This is a genomic window from Salmonella sp. SAL04202 (assembly GCF_046550775.1).
Lineage (GTDB): Bacteria > Pseudomonadota > Gammaproteobacteria > Enterobacterales > Enterobacteriaceae > Salmonella > Salmonella enterica.
The window spans coordinates 494560-512696 of the sequence record NZ_JBGDXK010000002.1; the positions used below are offsets into that span (position 1 = coordinate 494560).

Consider the following 18137-nt stretch of genomic DNA (forward strand, 5'->3'; position numbering starts at 1 on the left):
TGTCAGCAACTGTGCAGTCCAAGAAAATCGACAATCTGGTTGAAATAATCTTCGAAGCCCGTGAATGCGTGATTACCACCCTCGGTCACTGTCTGACGGCAGGAGGCGTAATATGCCACCGCCTGGCGGTAATCCAGCACTTCATCGCCCGTCTGTTGCAGTAGCCAGATCAGGTCCGGCGCTTCCAGCGGGTCAATCTGCATGACTTTAAGATCATAAATATGGCGAGACTCTAGCACATATTGCTGCCCGGTGTAGGGGTTCTCGTTCTGACCGAGATAGTCGGTCAGTAATTCAAAGGGCCGCACGGCGGGATTCACCACCACAGCCGGCAGCATAAAACATTGCGACAGCCAGGTGGCGTAATAACCACCCAGCGACGATCCTACCAGCCCTAATGGCGCACCGCCATGCTCAAGCACGAGAGATTCCAGCAACTCCGCCGCATCGGCAGGATACGGCGGCAGCTGAGGGACGATCATCTCAACATGCGGATGACGCTCCGCCAGCCAGTTTTTTAGCTGGCACGCTTTTGCCGAGCGAGGGGAACTGTTGAATCCGTGCAAATAGAGAAGCGTAGACATCAGTATCCTTCCGAAGCGGTATCGGGTCGGAACCGGGTATCCTGCAGGCGATGCACTTCCGTCTCCAGGACGCCGTTCGCCCGGAGCTCCAGCGTACGCCAGCCCGGCGCGATAGTATCCAGCGTAAAGTTCGCGCAGTGCGGTTTGAACTGCACGCAGGTTGACGGCGACGCCAGCAGACGGCGACCGTTCCAGTCAAGATCCAGCTCCTGGTGAATATGTCCGCATAACAGATATTTTACACGCGGGAAATTCGCCAGCACGCTATCCAGCTCACCGGCATTACGCAAGCTGTGCTGATCCAACCAACTGCACCCTGCCGGCAACGGATGGTGGTGCAACAGGAGCAATGTCTGTCTCTCTGGCGCATCGGCGAGCTTACGCTCAAGCCATTCCAGTTGGAACTCGCTCAGTTCGCCATGCGGGACGCCAAACACCTGGCTATCCAGCAACAAAATCTGCCATTGTTCACCGATTAACACGCGTTTAGCCGGGGAAATCCCCGCCTCTTGCAGCGCGCTGTACATTGCCGGCTGAAAATCATGATTGCCCGGTAGCCAAACGCAAGGCGCGCGAAAGCTTGCGATACCCTCAGCAAAATGCTGATAAGCCGCAGCGGATTGATCCTGCGCCAGATCGCCGGTCGCCACGATCAGATCATATTCATACTGTTGCGCCCGAATAGCCTCCAGCACGGCCTGGTAACTTTCCCAGGTATTGACGCCTAACAGCGTTTCATGCTTTTCGGCAAACAGGTGAGTATCTGTAATTTGTAAAATCCTGACTCGGGCCTCACCAGCCAGAGGTAGGGTTAACAGGCTTTCCAAATGGTGTCCTTAGGTTTCACGACGCTAATAAACCGGAATCGCCATCGCTCCATGTGCTAAACAGAATCGTAGCCAGTCGGCCAGAAACTGATTAATTTGATGCTTTTCGTCGCGTTGATGCAACTTTTTATTTGGATAATCATACCGCGCTTTGAAGCGAAAGATCTGCTGGCTTGAACACACTTCAGCCACCATCGCATCATGGTAGAGGCGCACCGTCAGCGACGGCAGGCTCCAGTAGGTGATGGCTGGCGCCGTTTGCTCGATCGTTACAAGCGTAGTGTATCGGGTCGATTCCACAATCGTTAACCGATATTGTACGTTGCCCACCTGATAGCTCACCGTTTCACCGGGGGCGTCATTGCGCGGCAGCAGGCGGCGCAATTGCGAAAAATTGGTTTCGCACAAACGCATCATTTCTGGGAAGTCAGGTGTATAACGCTTCATTTTTTCCACTCGTTTTTTAACTCTTGATGATGCAACTGAAGCCATTGCAAAGCGATGACTGCGGCTGCGTTGTCGATTTTCCCCTCTTCTACCCACTGGTATGCCTGTTCCCGGCTTACCACATGAACCCGAATATCTTCGTTTTCATCCGCCAGACCATGAATACCTGCCGCGGTCGTGGCGTCCACTTCACCCACCAGAATAGATGAGCGCTCGCTGGTTCCTCCTGGGCTCGCCAGGTAACTGATGACCGGTCGGGTACGGCCCACGGTCAGCCCCGCTTCTTCCATCGCCTCCCGCCGGGCGACCGCCTCAATGGTTTCGCCTTCTTCTATCATGCCGGCGACCATCTCCAGCAGCCACGGCGTAACGCTTGTGTCATACGCGGCAATACGAATCTGTTCGACCAGCACCACCTCGTCGCGTTCAGGGTCAAAGGGTAGCAAGACGGCGGCGTGCCCGCGCTCAAAAATTTCGCGCTTTACCTCGCCACTCATTTCTCCGTTGAATAAACGATGGCGGAATCGATACACATCTAATGAAAAAAAACCGCGATAGCGCGTTTCCCGTGCAATAATTTCTACATCGCTTTTGGTGAAAGTAACTGGCAAGTTGTCTGATTTACGCATTGTGCTGCCCTGCTAGCAATAATGATTAAATGATGAATTTCAAGGGTGGTTGACTGCTGTTTTATCACCCTTGTGGTAAATTGGTGCCAATTAAGGCTCGTATGGCACGTAACGCCAACTTTTTGCAGTGGCGGATTCTGCTAGAATCAGCAATTATTTTTACAAATTGATCAGCGCTAAATACTGCTTCACAACAAGGAATGCAAATGAAGAAATTGCTCCCCATCCTTATCGGCCTGAGCCTGTCGGGGTTCAGCACACTAAGCCAGGCAGAGAACCTGATGCAAGTTTATCAGCAAGCACGCCTGAGCAACCCGGAATTGCGTAAATCCGCTGCCGATCGCGATGCTGCATTCGAAAAAATTAACGAAGCGCGTAGTCCTTTACTGCCGCAACTGGGTTTAGGTGCCGACTACACCTACAGCAACGGTTATCGCGATGCGAACGGTATCAACTCCAATGAAACCAGCGCTTCTCTGCAATTAACGCAGACGCTATTTGATATGTCGAAATGGCGTGGGCTCACCCTGCAAGAAAAAGCAGCAGGCATTCAGGATGTCACCTATCAGACCGATCAGCAGACGCTGATCCTCAATACCGCGAACGCGTATTTTAAGGTATTGAACGCTATTGATGTGCTTTCCTATACCCAGGCGCAAAAAGAGGCTATCTACCGTCAGTTAGATCAAACGACGCAACGTTTTAACGTGGGTCTGGTCGCCATTACCGACGTGCAAAACGCCCGTGCGCAATATGATACCGTACTGGCGAATGAAGTGACCGCCCGCAACAACCTGGATAACGCGGTAGAAGAGCTGCGCCAGGTAACCGGCAATTATTACCCGGAGCTGGCGTCGCTTAACGTCGAGCATTTTAAAACCGACAAACCCAAAGCTGTTAATGCGCTGCTGAAGGAAGCGGAAAACCGTAACCTGTCGCTGTTGCAGGCGCGTTTAAGTCAGGATCTGGCGCGCGAGCAAATCCGTCAGGCGCAGGATGGTCATCTGCCGACGCTGAATTTAACGGCCTCAACCGGCATTTCTGATACCTCTTATAGCGGTTCTAAAACCAACTCCGCTCAGTACGACGATAGCAACATGGGGCAGAATAAAATCGGCCTGAACTTCTCCCTGCCGCTGTATCAAGGCGGGATGGTTAACTCGCAGGTAAAACAGGCGCAGTATAACTTCGTCGGCGCAAGCGAACAGCTGGAAAGCGCGCACCGTAGCGTGGTGCAGACCGTACGTTCTTCCTTTAACAATATTAACGCCTCCATCAGCAGCATCAACGCGTACAAACAGGCAGTCGTTTCCGCGCAAAGTTCTTTGGATGCAATGGAAGCCGGTTACTCGGTCGGTACACGTACCATTGTTGACGTACTGGATGCCACCACCACTCTGTATGATGCCAAGCAGCAACTGGCCAACGCGCGTTATACCTATTTGATTAATCAGTTAAATATCAAATATGCGCTCGGTACGCTGAACGAGCAGGATCTGCTCGCGCTTAACAGTACGTTGGGTAAACCTATCCCGACGTCGCCGGAAAGCGTAGCGCCGGAAACGCCAGATCAGGATGCTGCCGCAGACGGTTATAATGCTCATAGCGCCGCGCCGGCAGTACAGCCGACCGCCGCTCGCGCCAACAGCAATAACGGCAATCCATTCCGGCATTGATAAGTTATTCGCTGGCGCTGCGCTTATCAGACCTGTGCCCTTGTAGGTCTGGTAAGCGCAGCGCTACCTGTCATGAAGCCGCGCCTGAACGTAAGGCAACGTAAAGATCCTGCTATTCCGCCGCATTCTCGCCTTTTCTCGCTTCAATTTCGACCAGTCATCCTCTATTCTGAAGGCATGTTGTATTTACCACTGGGTCCTGGAAGACAAATATGAAACGGACAAAATCCATCCATCACGCATCATTTCGCAAAAGCTGGAGCGCGCGGCATTTAACGCCGGTCGCCCTGGCGGTTACGGCTGTTTTTATGCTGGCTGGCTGTGAAAAAAGCGATGAAACCGTATCGCTGTATCAAAACGCTGATGACTGTTCAGCGGCGAACCCGGGCAAAAGCGCGGAATGTACAACCGCGTATAACAATGCGCTGAAAGAGGCCGAACGTACTGCGCCTAAGTACGCTACACGCGAAGATTGCGTCGCTGAGTTTGGCGAAGGTCAGTGCCAGCAAGCGCCCGCACAGGCTGGCATGGCGCCGGAAAATCAGGCGCAGGCCCAACAATCCAGCGGCAGTTTCTGGATGCCGCTTATGGCAGGTTACATGATGGGGCGTCTGATGGGCGGCGGCGCAGGCTTTGCGCAACAGCCGCTGTTTAGCTCGAAAAACCCGGCCAGCCCTGCATACGGCAAATATACCGATGCGGCAGGTAAAAACTACGGCGCGGCGCAACCGGGCCGGACAATGACCGTACCGAAAACCGCGATGGCGCCGAAACCTGCCACCACAACAACCGTTACCCGCGGCGGTTTTGGCGAATCCGTCGCCAAACAGAGCACCATGCAGCGTAGCGCTGCCGGTACTTCAACACGTTCGATGGGCGGCTGATACGCATGGAAAGAGTCAGTATTACCGAGCGCCCGGACTGGCGCGATAAAGCGACTGAATACGGGTTTAATTTTCACACTATGTATGGTGAACCGTACTGGTGTGAAGATGCTTATTACAAGTTAACGCTCGCCCAGGTGGAAAAACTGGAAGACGTTACCGCCGAGCTGCACCAGATGTGCCTCAAGGTAGTAGAACGCGTCATCGCCAGCGATGAGCTGATGACGAAGTTTCGTATTCCAAAACATACCTGGGGTTTTGTTCGCCAGTCCTGGCAAACGCAACAACCGTCGCTCTATTCCCGCCTCGATCTGGCCTGGGACGGCATCGGCGAGCCTAAGCTGCTCGAAAATAATGCCGACACGCCAACATCGCTGTATGAAGCGGCGTTTTTTCAGTGGATTTGGCTGGAAGATCAGATCAACGCGGGCAATCTGTCGGAAGGCAGCGATCAGTTTAATAGCCTGCAGGAAAAGCTGATTGAACGCTTTGCTGAACTTCGCGAGCAGTATGGTTTTCAGTTGCTGCATCTCACCTGCTGTCGCGATACGGTTGAGGATCGCGGCACCATTCAGTATTTACAGGACTGCGCGGCCGAAGCGGAAATCGCCACCGAATTTCTCTATATCGACGATATTGGTCTGGGGGAAAAAGGCCAATTTACGGATCTGCAGGATCAGGTCATTGCGAACCTGTTCAAGCTCTATCCGTGGGAATTTATGCTGCGCGAGATGTTTTCCACCAAGCTGGAAGATGCCGGCGTGCGCTGGCTGGAACCGGCCTGGAAAAGCATTATCTCCAATAAAGCGTTGTTGCCGCTGTTGTGGGAGATGTTCCCGGACCATCCGAATCTGTTGCCTGCGTATTTCGCCGAAGACGAACATCCGCCAATGGATAAATATGTCGTGAAACCGATCTTCTCCCGCGAAGGGGCGAACGTATCGATTATTGAGAACGGTAAAACGATCGAATCCGTGGAAGGCCCGTATGGCGAAGAGGGTATGATCGTGCAACAGTTCTATCCGCTGCCAAAATTCGGCGACAGTTACACCCTGATTGGTAGCTGGCTGATTAACGATCAGCCCGCCGGAATTGGTATCCGTGAAGATCGGGCGCTGATCACCCAGGATCTCTCCCGCTTCTATCCGCATATTTTTGTCGAAGGATAGATTCTCCTGTAAGCCCGATGCGCGTAGCGCCATCGGGCAATCATTCAGCGCCTTATCCGGCCTACCCCACCTGCACCGACAACATACTTATACTGCCCATCTCAATACCGTCGACCGGGATGGTGATAGGTTCCTTGCCGTCCCAGGCGCCAAGTACATACAGCAAAGGTAAAAAGTGCTCCGGCGTCGGGTTCGATAAGGCACCCCCTTCATGTTGCAGATAATTCACCAGCGGGTGCTGTTCTCCCGGCCCCTGCCACGTCAGATTGGCTTTCACAAAGTCATTAAATGACGCCGCCCAGGGATACGGTATATTGTCACCGTGCCAACGCACAGTCCGCAGGTTATGAACCACATTCCCGCTGGCCACCAGCATCACGCCTTCGTCACGCAGCGTCGCCAGTTTACGGCCCACCTCAAAATGCCATGCCGCCGGTTTGGTACTATCAACACTAAGCTGCACCATCGGGATATCCGCATTCGGGTACATCTTGATCAATACGCCCCAGGAGCCGTGATCAAATCCCCACGCTTCTTTATCGAGCGCGACGGGAACGGGAGCCAACAGTTCAACCAGACGCTGCGCCAGCGCAGGCGATCCCGGGGCCGGATAATGCGTGTCATACAGCGCCTGCGGAAAACCGCCAAAATCATGGAGAGTTTGCGGCCTTTCCATCGCTGTGACGCCAGTCCCACGGATATACCAGTGCGCCGACACCACCACTATCGCCTGTGGTCGCGGCAGGGCTTCCCCCAATCGCCGCCAGGCGCGGGTATAATCATTATCGTCCAGCACGTTCATCGGGCTGCCATGCCCCAAAAACAATGCTGGCATACACGTTAAAGACATGATGTTATCCTTACAGGAAAGACATTTTGTTAACATCACCATACGCTTTCTTCACAGAGGAAGAACTCAGATAACTATGATGAAGATCATCAGTTATTTTGAAGGTCAGGTTCGGACGGCAAATTGATAAGGAGTAATGGATGTCAGTACCACTTATTCTGACCTTACTGGCGGGCGCCGCCACCTTTATTGGCGCGTTTCTTGGCGTTCTCGGCCAAAAACCGTCTAACCGCGTGCTGGCTTTTTCGCTGGGCTTCGCCGCAGGGATCATGCTGCTTATCTCGCTGATGGAGATGCTGCCCGCCGCGCTTGATACCGAGGGGATGTCGCCTGTACTGGGCTACGGAATGTTTATTATCGGCCTGTTGGGCTACTTCGGGCTGGACCGCCTGCTTCCTCACGCTCATCCGCAGGATCTGGTGCAAAAAAGGCAGCAGCCGCTTCCCGGCTCGATAAAACGCACTGCGATTTTATTGACGCTCGGCATTAGTCTGCACAACTTTCCGGAAGGGATCGCCACCTTTGTCACTGCCAGCAGCAATCTTGAACTGGGTTTCGGCATCGCACTGGCGGTGGCGTTGCACAATATTCCTGAAGGTCTGGCGGTTGCCGGTCCGGTTTATGCCGCGACGGGCTCAAAACGTACCGCGATTTTTTGGGCCGGTATCTCCGGCATGGCGGAAATTCTTGGCGGCGTGCTGGCGTGGCTGATTTTGGGCAGCCTGGTTTCGCCAATCGTTATGGCGGCTATCATGGCGGCAGTCGCCGGCATTATGGTGGCGCTCTCCGTCGATGAACTGATGCCGCTGGCAAAAGAGATCGATCCTAACAATAACCCCAGCTATGGCGTGCTTTGCGGTATGTCCATCATGGGGCTCAGTCTCGTCATTTTGCAGACTATAGGTATCGGTTAAGAGAAACGTCGCGCCGGATGCAGGCCTTTAGCCAGGCAACATCCGGCTGCCCGTCAAGGATATGCGCTATTTCTGCTCATTCATCACGCTGTCGCCTTCGCTCGTCTGGCGAAAACGTTTCGTTCGCGCTTCAAGTAATGCATCTCTGTCCTGCCGAAACGCTCTGCAATAACGCTTCATATGGCAAATATACCCTACTACCACCAGAACGATTAATATTATCCAATACCAGGCAATAAACATCCTTTTTACCCTTAAAATTTAACATCACTAAACATTTAACGTTAAAATTTTACATACCCTTATTTTGACGTATTCATATACTGGCATATTTGTGGAACAAATAAATGATTTTGATCATATAAATCAGTGGTGAAACACAATAATGAAAGAGGTATTAAGCAGAAAACAATGTCGATAAGATCACACTTCGTACTAATTTATATTGTTCTTAAAATATCACACTCCTACTATCGACTCACTCAGGCAATTAAAAGATATTGATACAGAATATACTTTAAAATAAGCAACAGCATCATGACTTATATTTAAAGACCAATCATTTACCTCATTTATCATTCATAAAAACATAGTATATTCAGAAGTATTATATTTAGAAGTTGTATATAAGGAGATATATCCATGTTTGACCAATACCGGAAAACAATACTTGCCGGTGCCGTCGCACTGACATGCGGACTCACCGCAGCCAGTACGTTTGCCGCAGGTTTTCAACCGGCGCAGCCCGCAGGGAAATTAGGCGCAGTCGTTGTCGATCCTTACGGTAATGCCCCTCTCACCGCGCTGGTGGAATTAGATAGCCATGTTATTTCAGACGTTAAAGTTACTGTACATGGCAAAGGGGAAAAAGGCGTTCCCGTTACTTATACCGTTGGGAAAGAGTCTTTAGAAACCTATGACGGTATTCCTATTTTTGGCCTTTATCAGAAATTTGCCAACAACGTCACGGTAGAATATAAAGAAAACGGCAAAGCCATGAAGGATGACTATGTGGTGCAGACGTCCGCCATCGTCAACCATTATATGGATAACCGTTCTATTTCAGATCTCCAGCAAACGAAAGTTATTAAAGTCGCGCCAGGATTTGAAGATCGTCTTTATCTGGTAAATACCCATACCTTTACGCCGCAGGGCGCTGAATTTCACTGGCACGGCGAAAAAGATAAAAATGCGGGCATTCTTGATGCCGGTCCGGCGGGCGGTGCTTTGCCTTTCGATATCGCCCCTTATACGTTTGTGGTCGACACCCAGGGTGAATATCGCTGGTGGCTGGATCAAGATACCTTCTACGACGGCCACGATATGAATATCAACAAACGCGGCTATCTGATGGGTATTCGTGAAACGCCTCGCGGCACCTTTACCGCGGTGCAGGGCCAACACTGGTACGAGTTTGACATGATGGGGCAAATTCTTGCCGATCATAAACTGCCGCGTGGGTTCCTGGATGCGTCTCATGAATCCATCGAAACCGTGAACGGCACCGTACTGCTGCGCGTCGGCAAACGCGATTACCGCAAAGAAGACGGCATACATGTTCATACGATTCGTGACCAAATCATTGAGGTTGATAAGTCTGGCCGCGTAGTAGACGTTTGGGATTTAACCAAAATCCTCGACCCTATGCGTGATGCGCTGCTCGGCGCGCTGGATGCGGGCGCAGTATGCGTGAACGTCGATCTGGCCCATGCCGGACAGCAGGCGAAACTCGAACCGGATACGCCGTATGGCGATGCGCTTGGCGTTGGTGCCGGTCGTAACTGGGCGCACGTCAACTCTATCGCTTATGACGCGAAAGACGACTCCATCATCCTTTCTTCCCGCCATCAGGGTATTGTAAAAATTGGTCGCGATAAGCAGGTGAAATGGATACTGGCACCGTCTAAAGGCTGGAATAAGCAGCTAGCCAGTAAATTGCTGAAACCGGTAGACGATCATGGTAAGCCGTTGACCTGTGACGAAAACGGCAAGTGTAAGGACACCGATTTCGATTTCACCTATACCCAACATACGGCATGGCTTTCCAGCAAAGGCACGTTAACGGTCTTTGATAACGGCGATGGTCGCGGCCTGGAGCAACCGGCTCTACCGACCATGAAATATTCCCGTTTTGTCGAATATAAGATCGATGAGAAGAAAGGCACCGTACAACAAGTTTGGGAATACGGTAAAGAACGTGGATATGATTTCTATAGTCCTATTACCTCGGTTGTTGAATATCAAAAAGACCGCGACACCATGTTCGGCTTTGGCGGTTCTATTAACCTGTTCGACGTTGGTAAACCCACAGTCGGCAAACTGAATGAGATTGACTATAAAACGAAAGAAGTGAAAGTTGAAATTGATGTGCTGTCGGATAAACCCAACCAGACTCACTATCGTGCATTACTGGTTCATCCAACGCAAATGTTTAAATAAATAACGGGAAGGAATTAATATGTCATCTAAATGGATTACCTCTTTATTTAAAAGCGTAGTATTAACCGCGGCATTGGTCACTCCTTTTGCGGCATCGGCTTTTACCGAGGGCACAGATTATATGGTTCTGGAGAAACCGATTCCTAATGCGGATAAAACGCTGATTAAGGTATTTAGCTACGCCTGCCCTTTCTGCTACAAATATGACAAAGCCGTAACAGGTCCGGTTTCTGACAAAGTAGCCGATCTCGTTACGTTCACTCCGTTCCACCTGGAAACAAAAGGCGAATATGGCAAACAGGCCAGCGAAGTATTTGCAGTCCTGATCGCCAAAGATAAAGCTGCCGGGATTTCGTTATTTGATGCTAAATCACAATTCAAAAAAGCGAAGTTCGCCTGGTATGCGGCTTACCATGATAAGAAAGAGCGCTGGTCAGATGGGAAAGATCCGGCGGCATTTATTAAAACCGGGCTGGACGCCGCAGGCATGAGCCAGGCTGATTTTGAAGCAGCGCTGAAAGATCCTGCCGTTCAGGAGACTCTGGAAAAATGGAAAGCCGCCTATGACGTTGCCAAAATTCAGGGTGTTCCGGCTTACGTCGTCAACGGCAAGTACCTTATCTATACCAAAAACATCAAATCCATCGATTCTATGGCTGAACTCGTTCGGGAACTGGCCACTAAAAAATAAGCAGGGAAACGATTATGGATTTTATTAAGGGATTATGGCGAGACCTACGCGCAAGACCAGTGGATACGCTGGTGAGATGGCAGGAACAGCGCTTTCTGTGGCTGTTAATGGCCATCGCGATGGGAGGGTTAATTATCCTGGCGCACTCGTTCTTCCAAATCTACCTCTACATGGCGCCGTGCGAACAGTGTGTTTACATTCGTTACGCGATGTTTGTGATGGTAATTGGCGGGGTGATTGCGGCGATAAATCCCAAAAATATCGTGCTGAAGCTGATTGGCTGCATCGCGGCGTTTTATGGCAGCATTATGGGCATTAAGTTTTCTATTAAGCTTAATGGTATCCATCATGCGGTACATAATGCGGACCCCGATTCACTTTTTGGCGTGCAAGGATGTTCGACTGACCCTACCTTTCCTTTCAACTTACCGTTGGCGGAATGGGCACCGGAGTGGTTTAAACCTACCGGAGACTGCGGTTATGACGCGCCTATCGTCCCTGATGGCGTAACGCTCAGTAGCGTACAGCAGTGGTTTGTCGATCTCTACCAGCAGTCCGAAGGCTGGTATCTGCTTCCGCCCTGGCACTTTATGAACATGGCGCAGGCATGTATGTTGGCCTTTGGGTTGTGCCTGATTCTGCTGCTGGTGATGAGCGGCGCCTGGGCATTGAAACTGGCCAGAGGCAAATAACCTGAATAGATAAACCAAAGCAGAGGTCTGCATTCAGGCCTCTGCTTTTCTCACAATAATTTTACCATTCAGCTTATTCGTCGTTCTTTGAAACTGAACAATATGGCACCGAAGGAATACAAAAAAGCCGATGACATCTCATCGGCTTTTTTCAACCATGATCCGTTCGATCAGCTGGCTTTGCGCTCATGCGCCTGGCGGTAAGCCACCAGATCTTCAATCGTGACTACCGCCATATTATGCTGGCCTGCAAACGCGATACACTCCGGCGCGCGCGCCATCGTCCCATCGTCGTTAGTCAACTCGCACAGTACACCTGCAGGTTTAAAACCGGCCAGCGTCATCAGATCGATGGTCGCCTCCGTATGACCGCCGCGCGTCAGCACGCCGCCCGCCTGAGCGCGCAGTGGGAAAACGTGCCCCGGACGGTTAAGATCGGACGGTTTTGCGCCATCCTTAATTGCCGCACGCACCGTAGTGACACGGTCAGCGGCGGAAACGCCGGTGGTCACGCCTTCTGCGGCTTCAATGGTCACGGTAAAACCGGTGCCGTAGGCGCTGGTGTTGTTTTCCACCATCATTGGCAAGTCGAGCTGCTTACGACGGTCTTCAGTAATACACAGGCAAACAATACCGCTACCGTGACGAATGGTTAACGCCATCTGTTCTACGGTCATCGTCTCTGCGGGGAAAATCATATCGCCTTCGTTTTCACGATCTTCATCATCAAGCACCATCACACCGCGTCCTTCACGCAGCGCATCCAGTGCAAGTTCAACACGTTCAAAAGGCGTACCAAAAGAGGAAAGTAGCGTCTGATTCATGGTAAAAAAACCTCATTAACATTATGGTTACCAGAATCAGGGCAGTCTTAGGAGTGCCGACAAGCGGCAAAAAAATAACGTGAGCGGGTCCATGCCCGACTGGATCGTTACCCTCTCCCATCCGGACTTTAACCGTCGGCCCCGGAATTACACCGGATCTGCTGACCTTTTCGCTATGGCAAAAAGCGCTCGCGGGCTTTCAACCTGCTCTCCGCGTTCCGTCACGGCGCGCCGTGATGAGAAATGCGTTAAACATCGCTGATTTACCGCCGGTGGGGAATTTCGCCCCGCCCTGAGAATAAGCGGGTTAACTATAACGCTATTGATTACCTTCATCAACGCCTTTACTCCGTATGACGTCACACAATTCTGGTTTATGGCGTCCACATATCGCACTACAATAAGAGCTAACACTTACCAGTTCAGGGAAACCACAATGATTGACCCGAAAAAAATTGAGCAAATCGCACGCCAGGTTCATGAGTCAATGCCGAAAGGTATTCGCGAGTTCGGGGAAGATATCGAGAAAAAAATCCGTCAAACGCTGCAATCTCAGTTGACGCGTCTCGATCTGGTGAGCCGCGAAGAGTTTGATGTCCAGACTCAGGTCTTGCTGCGCACCCGGGAAAAACTGGCGCTGCTGGAGCAACGCCTCAGCGAACTGGAAGCTCGCGACAAGCCTGAAGAAGTAAAACCTGCGCCCGCCATCCCGCCAGTCGATCCACAAGAGTAAAAACGTGAACGGGCCTGACGGCCCGCTCATATAAGATCTGAATAATGCCCTGCACCTGTAAAGGGAGCCTGCATTAGTGTTCTAATTCTAACCTTTTCGCCTGAGTCGCCTGCTGGCAGTAAAGCGCGTAACGCTTGCAAAACCAGTCGCGATGCTCCTCGTCCATATTGCCGGTTACCGCCTGGATATCAACAGGACGCCCCTCCGCCTGCATTCTGGCAAAACTGCGCGCCAGAAAATCGAAATTATTTAATGAATAGACGTTATTGTTGTTCATCAGCATACCCTCCAGTTATTGAATTCTGTTAAGGCTATATGCTTTTTCTAATTTCAGTATTTCCCTATATGTACGGCGGTTTTATACATAACGTGCGCAAATTTAATGCGCAAAATCACAATATTCACCAAAGATAACGACGGATAAATCGCTTTTCGGACTTAAGGAGATATGGGTCACATGATATTGTAACGCAATGAAATAACAAGCATGAAAATTATCACGCAAACACCCTTCTGAAGGCGGCGACAAGGATAGAAAATATGACCTTATTTGCGGAGTATAACAGCCCCTATCTGTTTGCCATTGCGTTCGTTTTCTTTATCGGCGTGCTGGAGATGATTTCTCTGATTTTTGGCCACTTTCTTTCAGGCGCGCTCGACGCCCATCTCGATCATTATGACGCCCTGTCATCCGGCCCTGCGGGCCAGGCGCTTCATTATCTGAATATTGGACGCGTTCCCGCCCTGGTCGTCCTCTGTCTATTGGCCGGTTATTTCGGCCTCTTCGGTATCCTCATCCAGCATGGCGGGATCATGCTCTGGCAAGTGCCGCTCAGCAATCTGCTGCTGGTCCCGTTGAGCATTGTCCTGTCGGTCTTTGCCGTGCATTACAGCGGAAAAATCCTCGCGCCCTGGCTACCCAGAGATGAAAGCTCCGCCCTCAGGGAAGAGGAATTTATCGGCGGCATGGCGATTATTACCGGCCACGCCGCCGTCGCCGGTACACCTTGCGAAGGAAAATTTACCGATAAGTTCGGCCAGATTCACTATTTACTGCTGGAACCCGAAAAGGGAAAAGAATTTAAAAAAGGAGACAAGGTGCTGATTGTCTGCCGACTTTCCGCAACGCGCTATTTGGCTGAGCGTACCTTCTACGTTTAATTGAGAGGAACTTACATAATGGATGATGTTTTTGGCATATTGCCATCATGGATGTTTACCGCCATCGTGGCGGTTATCGTCTTACTAATTATCGGGATCATTTTTGCTCGCCTCTATCGCCGCGCATCTGCGGAACAGGCGTTTGTCCGTACCGGGCTTGGCGGGCAAAAAGTGGTGATGAGCGGCGGCGCTATTGTGATGCCAATCTTTCACGAAATTATTCCGATCAATATGAATACCCTAAAACTTGAAGTCAGCCGTGCTACCGTCGACAGCCTGATCACCAAAGATCGTATGCGCGTTGACGTGGTCGTCGCTTTCTTCGTACGTGTAAAACCCTCTGTTGAAGGTATTGCCACCGCCGCACAAACGCTTGGCCAGCGAACGCTGTCGCCGGAAGATCTGCGTATGCTGGTTGAGGATAAATTCGTTGACGCCTTACGCGCTACCGCGGCCCAGATGACGATGCATGAGCTACAGGATACGCGTGAAAACTTCGTTCAGGGCGTACAAAACACCGTTGCGGAAGATTTGTCGAAAAACGGCCTGGAACTGGAAAGCGTCTCATTAACCAACTTTAACCAAACGTCCAAAGAGCATTTCAACCCAAACAACGCCTTTGATGCCGAAGGTCTGACGAAACTGACGCAGGAAACCGAACGCCGCCGTCGTGAACGTAATGAAGTGGAACAGGATGTGGAAGTGGCGGTGCGCGAAAAGAACCGCGACGCGCTTGAACGCAAGCTGGAAATCGAGCAGCAAGAAGCCTTTATGACTCTGGAGCAGGAGCAACAGGTTAAAACCCGCACCGCCGAACAAAACGCCAAAATTGCCGCTTTTGAGGCCGAGCGCCATCGTGAAGCAGAACAGACGCGCATTCTTGCTGAGCGGCAGATCCAGGAGACGGAGATCGAACGTGAGCAAGCAGTACGGTCCAGGAAAGTTGAGGCCGAGCGTGAAGTACGTATTAAAGAGATCGAACAGCAACAGGTGACAGAAATCGCCAACCAGACGAAATCTATCGCCATTGCCGCCAAATCCGAGCAGCAATCACAAGCAGAAGCGCGCGCCAACGACGCGCTGGCCGATGCGGTTCGCGCCCAGCAAAACGTAGAAACCACCCGCCAGACCGCCGAAGCGGATCGCGCCAAACAGGTCGCTCTGATCGCCGCGGCGCAGGATGCGGAAACCAAAGCGGTCGAACTGACCGTTCGGGCAAAAGCAGAGAAAGAAGCGGCAGAATTGCAAGCCGCCGCCATCATCGAACTGGCGGAAGCAACGCGTAAAAAAGGTCTGGCGGAAGCCGAAGCGCAACGGGCGCTGAATGACGCTATCAACGTACTATCTGACGAACAAACCAGCCTCAAATTTAAACTAGCGCTCTTACAATCGTTGCCTGCTGTTATTGAGAAGTCTGTTGAACCGATGAAATCCATCGACGGCATTAAGATTATTCAGGTCGATGGCCTCAATCGCGGCGCGACGGCGGGCGACGTCGCCGCTGGCGGCGCTAACGGGGGAAACCTGGCGGAACAAGCGTTATCTGCCGCGCTCACCTATCGTACCCAGGCGCCGCTGATCGATTCGCTGTTAAACGAGATTGGCATCGCTGGCGGCTCGCTAAAGGCGCTGACCACGCCGTTGGTTTCATCGGCAACGGATGAGATTAATCGCGAAGCAACGGTAAAAGAGCAATAACCCCCCGCCATATCTCCTGTCCCTGGTCATAAGACCGGGGATTTTTTTATCTTTTTTCCACCTTGTCTGTACAAAGCGTTATGACCAGCAGGCCGTTTTGCTTGGGCGATCCAGTAACGCAAAATCGGCGGGAGAAAGCCCTTGCGCCAGACAGGCCACTCACCAACAATCGCGATGTCAGCAAGGGGCTGAAACGAGAAAGCCCCTCCCGAGGAAGGGGCTTTAATAAGGAAAGGGTTATGATGCACCAGGTCATCATACTGATTGTTCTGTTACTGATAAGTTTCGCAGCTTACTAACAGACAATCAGAGGGGGGAGAGATCCCCTCTCACCCTTATTCCTTTACTTTAGGTCGAAAAAAAAGCAGCGTCAACCGCGAGATACGCGTCGAAACAAAATGTCCGACGCGCCTTCAAAATCAGCGCCCGCCGCGTCTGTAACGCCTGATGACGCGGTTTTACTTCTCGCTCTCGGTCTGGATCTTTTTGATGATATTGGTCGTGGAACAACCATCTTCGAAGTTCAGCACCATGACTTCACCGCCGTTGGCCCAGACCTCTTCGCTGCCCGCGATCTCTTCCGGCTTATAGTCGCCGCCTTTTACCAGCAGATCCGGCAGAATACCGGCAATCAGTCGTTGCGGCGTATCCTCTTCAAAAGAGACAACCCAGTCGACCGACTCCAGCGCGCCCAGCACGATCATACGCTGTTCGAGCGGATTAACCGGACGGCTTTCGCCTTTCAGACGTTTAGTCGAGGCGTCACTATTGACCGCAACAATCAGGCGGTCGCCCAGTTTGCGCGCGTTCGCCAGATAAGAGACGTGGCCCGCGTGCAGAATATCGAAAACGCCGTTGGTCATGACCACTTTCTCGCCACGCTTACGCGCGCTGGCGACGGCCTGTCTCAACTCCTCTTCGGTCATAACGCCGAAGCCGGTATCCGCGCGTCCGCGCACTGCGTTTTCCAGCTCAATAGGGGAAACCGTTGACGTCCCGAGTTTACCTACCACTACGCCCGCCGCCGCATTGGCGAAATAACACGCCTCTTCCAGGGTATTTCCCGCCGCCAGCGTCGCCGCCAGCACGCCGATCACCGTATCGCCCGCACCGGTAACATCATAAACTTCCTGCGCCTGCGTCGGCATATGTAGCGGCGCTTTATTCGGTTGCAGCAGCGTCATTCCCTGTTCGGAACGCGTGACCAACAGCGCGGAAAGGTCGTAATCGGCAATGAGTTTCATGCCACGTTCAACCAGTTCGTCTTCGCTTTTACATTTCCCCGCGACCGCCTCAAATTCAGAAAGGTTTGGCGTCAGCAGCGTGGCGCCGCGGTAACGTTCAAAATCCGTTCCTTTCGGATCGATGAGCACCGGCACGCCCGCCTGGCGCGCCAGGGAAATCATAGTCTGCACGCTGGTCAGAGCGCCTTTGGCATAATCGGACAATACCAGCGCGCCGATCGATCCCAGCGCCTGGTTGATACGCTCATGCAACGGCTGCGGGTCCACCCCCTCAAAGCCTTCTTCAAAATCAAGACGAATGAGCTGCTGATTACGTGATAGCACGCGCAGTTTGGTAATCGTCGGATGCGTCGGCACCGAGACGAAGTCGCACTTCACATTGACCTCCGCCAACGTTTTGCTCAGCGCGCGCGCGGCGTCATCAATACCCGTCAGGCCGACCAGACGGGCGTTCGCTCCCAGAGACGCAATGTTCATCGCCACGTTCGCCGCGCCGCCCGGACGTTCCTCAACGGTATTTACCTTAACCACGGGCACCGGCGCTTCCGGTGAAATACGGCAAGTGGGGCCATACCAATAGCGATCCAGCATTACATCACCCACAACCATGACGCCTGCACGTTCAAACGCTGGCAGATTTACTTTCATTCCTGTCTCCTGAGAGATTCAAAATTT

General features: G+C 51.9%; 21 protein-coding genes and 1 riboswitch. Of the genes, 12 read left to right on the plus strand and 9 right to left on the minus strand.

Annotated features, from left to right (window positions below; all coding sequences use genetic code 11):
- Positions 1-2: 2 nt before the first annotated feature.
- From yqiA to nudF, 4 genes are read right to left on the minus strand one after another with little or no spacing between them, the layout of a single operon-like run.
- A complete protein-coding gene (gene yqiA / locus ACLJQJ_RS12670) occupies positions 3-584 on the minus strand; it encodes an esterase YqiA (RefSeq protein WP_000105725.1) in 582 nt (193 codons plus the stop codon).
- A complete protein-coding gene (gene cpdA / locus ACLJQJ_RS12675; protein WP_000444735.1) occupies positions 584-1411 on the minus strand; it encodes a 3',5'-cyclic-AMP phosphodiesterase in 828 nt (275 codons plus the stop codon). Before cpdA ends, yqiA begins: the two co-directional genes overlap by 1 nt.
- Before the next feature lie 24 nt (positions 1412-1435).
- Positions 1436-1858, minus strand: a complete 423-nt coding sequence (locus ACLJQJ_RS12680) for a DUF1249 family protein (RefSeq protein WP_000833404.1) — start codon at positions 1856-1858, stop codon at positions 1436-1438.
- Positions 1855-2487, minus strand: coding sequence for an ADP-ribose diphosphatase (nudF, locus tag ACLJQJ_RS12685; RefSeq protein ID WP_001231950.1), 633 nt, complete (start codon positions 2485-2487; stop codon positions 1855-1857). Before nudF ends, ACLJQJ_RS12680 begins: the two co-directional genes overlap by 4 nt.
- A 200-nt stretch (positions 2488-2687) precedes the next feature.
- Between nudF and tolC the strand changes: the two genes are divergently transcribed.
- The 4 genes from tolC (at position 2688) to ACLJQJ_RS12705 (ending at position 6216) form a co-directional block, all read left to right on the plus strand.
- A complete protein-coding gene (gene tolC, locus ACLJQJ_RS12690; RefSeq protein ID WP_015899378.1) occupies positions 2688-4163 on the plus strand; it encodes an outer membrane channel protein TolC in 1476 nt (491 codons plus the stop codon).
- On the plus strand, positions 4160-4267 hold the full coding sequence (locus ACLJQJ_RS12695; protein WP_108679518.1) for an SEC-C metal-binding domain-containing protein: 108 nt from the start codon (positions 4160-4162) through the stop codon (positions 4265-4267). The genes tolC and ACLJQJ_RS12695 overlap by 4 nt, the downstream gene beginning before the upstream one ends.
- 108 nt (positions 4268-4375) lie before the next feature.
- A complete protein-coding gene (locus ACLJQJ_RS12700; RefSeq protein ID WP_000831528.1) occupies positions 4376-5047 on the plus strand; it encodes a DUF1190 family protein in 672 nt (223 codons plus the stop codon).
- A gap of 5 nt (positions 5048-5052) precedes the next feature.
- Positions 5053-6216, plus strand: a complete 1164-nt coding sequence (locus ACLJQJ_RS12705) for a glutathionylspermidine synthase family protein (protein ID WP_063809377.1) — start codon at positions 5053-5055, stop codon at positions 6214-6216.
- A gap of 61 nt (positions 6217-6277) precedes the next feature.
- Here ACLJQJ_RS12705 and ygiD read toward each other — a convergent pair whose 3' ends face one another.
- The gene (ygiD, locus tag ACLJQJ_RS12710; RefSeq protein WP_063809376.1) at positions 6278-7066 is read right to left on the minus strand and encodes a 4,5-DOPA dioxygenase extradiol; all 789 of its coding nucleotides are present in this window, start codon (positions 7064-7066) and stop codon (positions 6278-6280) included.
- 140 nt (positions 7067-7206) lie between these two features.
- On the opposite strand from ygiD, the gene zupT reads away from it, so the two are divergent.
- Positions 7207-7980 (plus strand): zinc transporter ZupT, encoded by a 774-nt coding sequence (gene zupT / locus ACLJQJ_RS12715; RefSeq protein WP_000115874.1) that lies wholly within the window; start codon positions 7207-7209, stop codon positions 7978-7980.
- 66 nt (positions 7981-8046) lie between these two features.
- On the opposite strand, the gene ACLJQJ_RS12720 is transcribed toward zupT, so the two are convergent.
- Entirely contained in the window at positions 8047-8223 is a 177-nt protein-coding gene (locus tag ACLJQJ_RS12720; RefSeq protein WP_000469259.1) for a hypothetical protein, read from the minus strand.
- A 399-nt stretch (positions 8224-8622) separates the two neighbouring features.
- Between ACLJQJ_RS12720 and ACLJQJ_RS12725 the strand changes: the two genes are divergently transcribed.
- The 3 genes from ACLJQJ_RS12725 to dsbI are packed head-to-tail and all read left to right on the plus strand — an operon-like array spanning position 8623 to position 11802.
- Positions 8623-10419, plus strand: coding sequence for an aryl-sulfate sulfotransferase (locus ACLJQJ_RS12725; RefSeq protein WP_000460265.1), 1797 nt, complete (start codon positions 8623-8625; stop codon positions 10417-10419).
- A gap of 19 nt (positions 10420-10438) precedes the next feature.
- Positions 10439-11110 (plus strand): thiol:disulfide interchange protein DsbA/DsbL, encoded by a 672-nt coding sequence (locus ACLJQJ_RS12730; RefSeq protein ID WP_000096230.1) that lies wholly within the window; start codon positions 10439-10441, stop codon positions 11108-11110.
- Between the two features lie 14 nt (positions 11111-11124).
- The gene (dsbI, locus tag ACLJQJ_RS12735; RefSeq protein ID WP_000345576.1) at positions 11125-11802 is read left to right on the plus strand and encodes a protein-disulfide oxidoreductase DsbI; all 678 of its coding nucleotides are present in this window, start codon (positions 11125-11127) and stop codon (positions 11800-11802) included.
- 170 nt (positions 11803-11972) lie between these two features.
- Here dsbI and ribB read toward each other — a convergent pair whose 3' ends face one another.
- Complete coding sequence (gene ribB / locus ACLJQJ_RS12740; RefSeq protein WP_001076978.1) at positions 11973-12626, minus strand: 3,4-dihydroxy-2-butanone-4-phosphate synthase; 654 nt, start codon at positions 12624-12626, stop codon at positions 11973-11975.
- Positions 12627-12731: 105 nt separating this feature from the next.
- A riboswitch (FMN riboswitch) is annotated at positions 12732-12930 on the minus strand.
- Positions 12931-13062: 132 nt separating this feature from the next.
- Here ribB and ubiK point away from each other — a divergent pair.
- Positions 13063-13359 carry a ubiquinone biosynthesis accessory factor UbiK gene (gene ubiK / locus ACLJQJ_RS12745; RefSeq protein WP_000566824.1) on the plus strand — a complete coding sequence of 99 codons (297 nt, stop codon included), beginning with the start codon at positions 13063-13065 and terminating at the stop codon, positions 13357-13359.
- A gap of 73 nt (positions 13360-13432) precedes the next feature.
- Here the strand turns inward: ubiK and glgS are convergent, their stop codons facing one another.
- On the minus strand, positions 13433-13642 hold the full coding sequence (glgS, locus tag ACLJQJ_RS12750; protein WP_000928927.1) for a cell surface composition regulator GlgS: 210 nt from the start codon (positions 13640-13642) through the stop codon (positions 13433-13435).
- Positions 13643-13899: 257 nt separating this feature from the next.
- On the opposite strand from glgS, the gene ACLJQJ_RS12755 reads away from it, so the two are divergent.
- The 3 genes from ACLJQJ_RS12755 to ACLJQJ_RS12765 all read left to right on the plus strand — a co-directional run bounded on the left by ACLJQJ_RS12755 (position 13900) and on the right by ACLJQJ_RS12765 (position 16517).
- The gene (locus ACLJQJ_RS12755) at positions 13900-14520 is read left to right on the plus strand and encodes an OB-fold-containig protein (protein WP_001650725.1); all 621 of its coding nucleotides are present in this window, start codon (positions 13900-13902) and stop codon (positions 14518-14520) included.
- A gap of 18 nt (positions 14521-14538) precedes the next feature.
- Positions 14539-16218, plus strand: coding sequence for a flotillin family protein (locus ACLJQJ_RS12760; protein WP_000342879.1), 1680 nt, complete (start codon positions 14539-14541; stop codon positions 16216-16218).
- Between the two features lie 239 nt (positions 16219-16457).
- Positions 16458-16517 (plus strand): type I toxin-antitoxin system Ibs family toxin, encoded by a 60-nt coding sequence (locus ACLJQJ_RS12765; RefSeq protein WP_001804776.1) that lies wholly within the window; start codon positions 16458-16460, stop codon positions 16515-16517.
- 159 nt (positions 16518-16676) lie between these two features.
- Here the strand turns inward: ACLJQJ_RS12765 and hldE are convergent, their stop codons facing one another.
- Positions 16677-18110, minus strand: a complete 1434-nt coding sequence (hldE, locus tag ACLJQJ_RS12770; protein WP_000867682.1) for a bifunctional D-glycero-beta-D-manno-heptose-7-phosphate kinase/D-glycero-beta-D-manno-heptose 1-phosphate adenylyltransferase HldE — start codon at positions 18108-18110, stop codon at positions 16677-16679.
- Between the last annotated feature and the right edge of the window lie 27 nt (positions 18111-18137).

Coding starts and splice junctions, on each gene's coding strand:
- ACLJQJ_RS12725 (WP_000460265.1), top strand. CDS start 8,623: ATGTTTGACCAATACCGGAAAACAATACTTGCCGGTGCCGTCGCACTG.
- ACLJQJ_RS12700 (WP_000831528.1), top strand. CDS start 4,376: ATGAAACGGACAAAATCCATCCATCACGCATCATTTCGCAAAAGCTGG.
- ACLJQJ_RS12705 (WP_063809377.1), top strand. CDS start 5,053: ATGGAAAGAGTCAGTATTACCGAGCGCCCGGACTGGCGCGATAAAGCG.
- hldE (WP_000867682.1), bottom strand. CDS start 18,110: ATGAAAGTAAATCTGCCAGCGTTTGAACGTGCAGGCGTCATGGTTGTG.
- ACLJQJ_RS12680 (WP_000833404.1), bottom strand. CDS start 1,858: ATGAAGCGTTATACACCTGACTTCCCAGAAATGATGCGTTTGTGCGAA.
- ygiD (WP_063809376.1), bottom strand. CDS start 7,066: ATGTCTTTAACGTGTATGCCAGCATTGTTTTTGGGGCATGGCAGCCCG.
- ACLJQJ_RS12755 (WP_001650725.1), top strand. CDS start 13,900: ATGACCTTATTTGCGGAGTATAACAGCCCCTATCTGTTTGCCATTGCG.
- ACLJQJ_RS12730 (WP_000096230.1), top strand. CDS start 10,439: ATGTCATCTAAATGGATTACCTCTTTATTTAAAAGCGTAGTATTAACC.
- glgS (WP_000928927.1), bottom strand. CDS start 13,642: ATGCTGATGAACAACAATAACGTCTATTCATTAAATAATTTCGATTTT.
- ACLJQJ_RS12720 (WP_000469259.1), bottom strand. CDS start 8,223: ATGTTTATTGCCTGGTATTGGATAATATTAATCGTTCTGGTGGTAGTA.
- zupT (WP_000115874.1), top strand. CDS start 7,207: ATGTCAGTACCACTTATTCTGACCTTACTGGCGGGCGCCGCCACCTTT.
- tolC (WP_015899378.1), top strand. CDS start 2,688: ATGCAAATGAAGAAATTGCTCCCCATCCTTATCGGCCTGAGCCTGTCG.
- ACLJQJ_RS12760 (WP_000342879.1), top strand. CDS start 14,539: ATGGATGATGTTTTTGGCATATTGCCATCATGGATGTTTACCGCCATC.
- nudF (WP_001231950.1), bottom strand. CDS start 2,487: ATGCGTAAATCAGACAACTTGCCAGTTACTTTCACCAAAAGCGATGTA.
- ribB (WP_001076978.1), bottom strand. CDS start 12,626: ATGAATCAGACGCTACTTTCCTCTTTTGGTACGCCTTTTGAACGTGTT.
- ubiK (WP_000566824.1), top strand. CDS start 13,063: ATGATTGACCCGAAAAAAATTGAGCAAATCGCACGCCAGGTTCATGAG.
- dsbI (WP_000345576.1), top strand. CDS start 11,125: ATGGATTTTATTAAGGGATTATGGCGAGACCTACGCGCAAGACCAGTG.
- yqiA (WP_000105725.1), bottom strand. CDS start 584: ATGTCTACGCTTCTCTATTTGCACGGATTCAACAGTTCCCCTCGCTCG.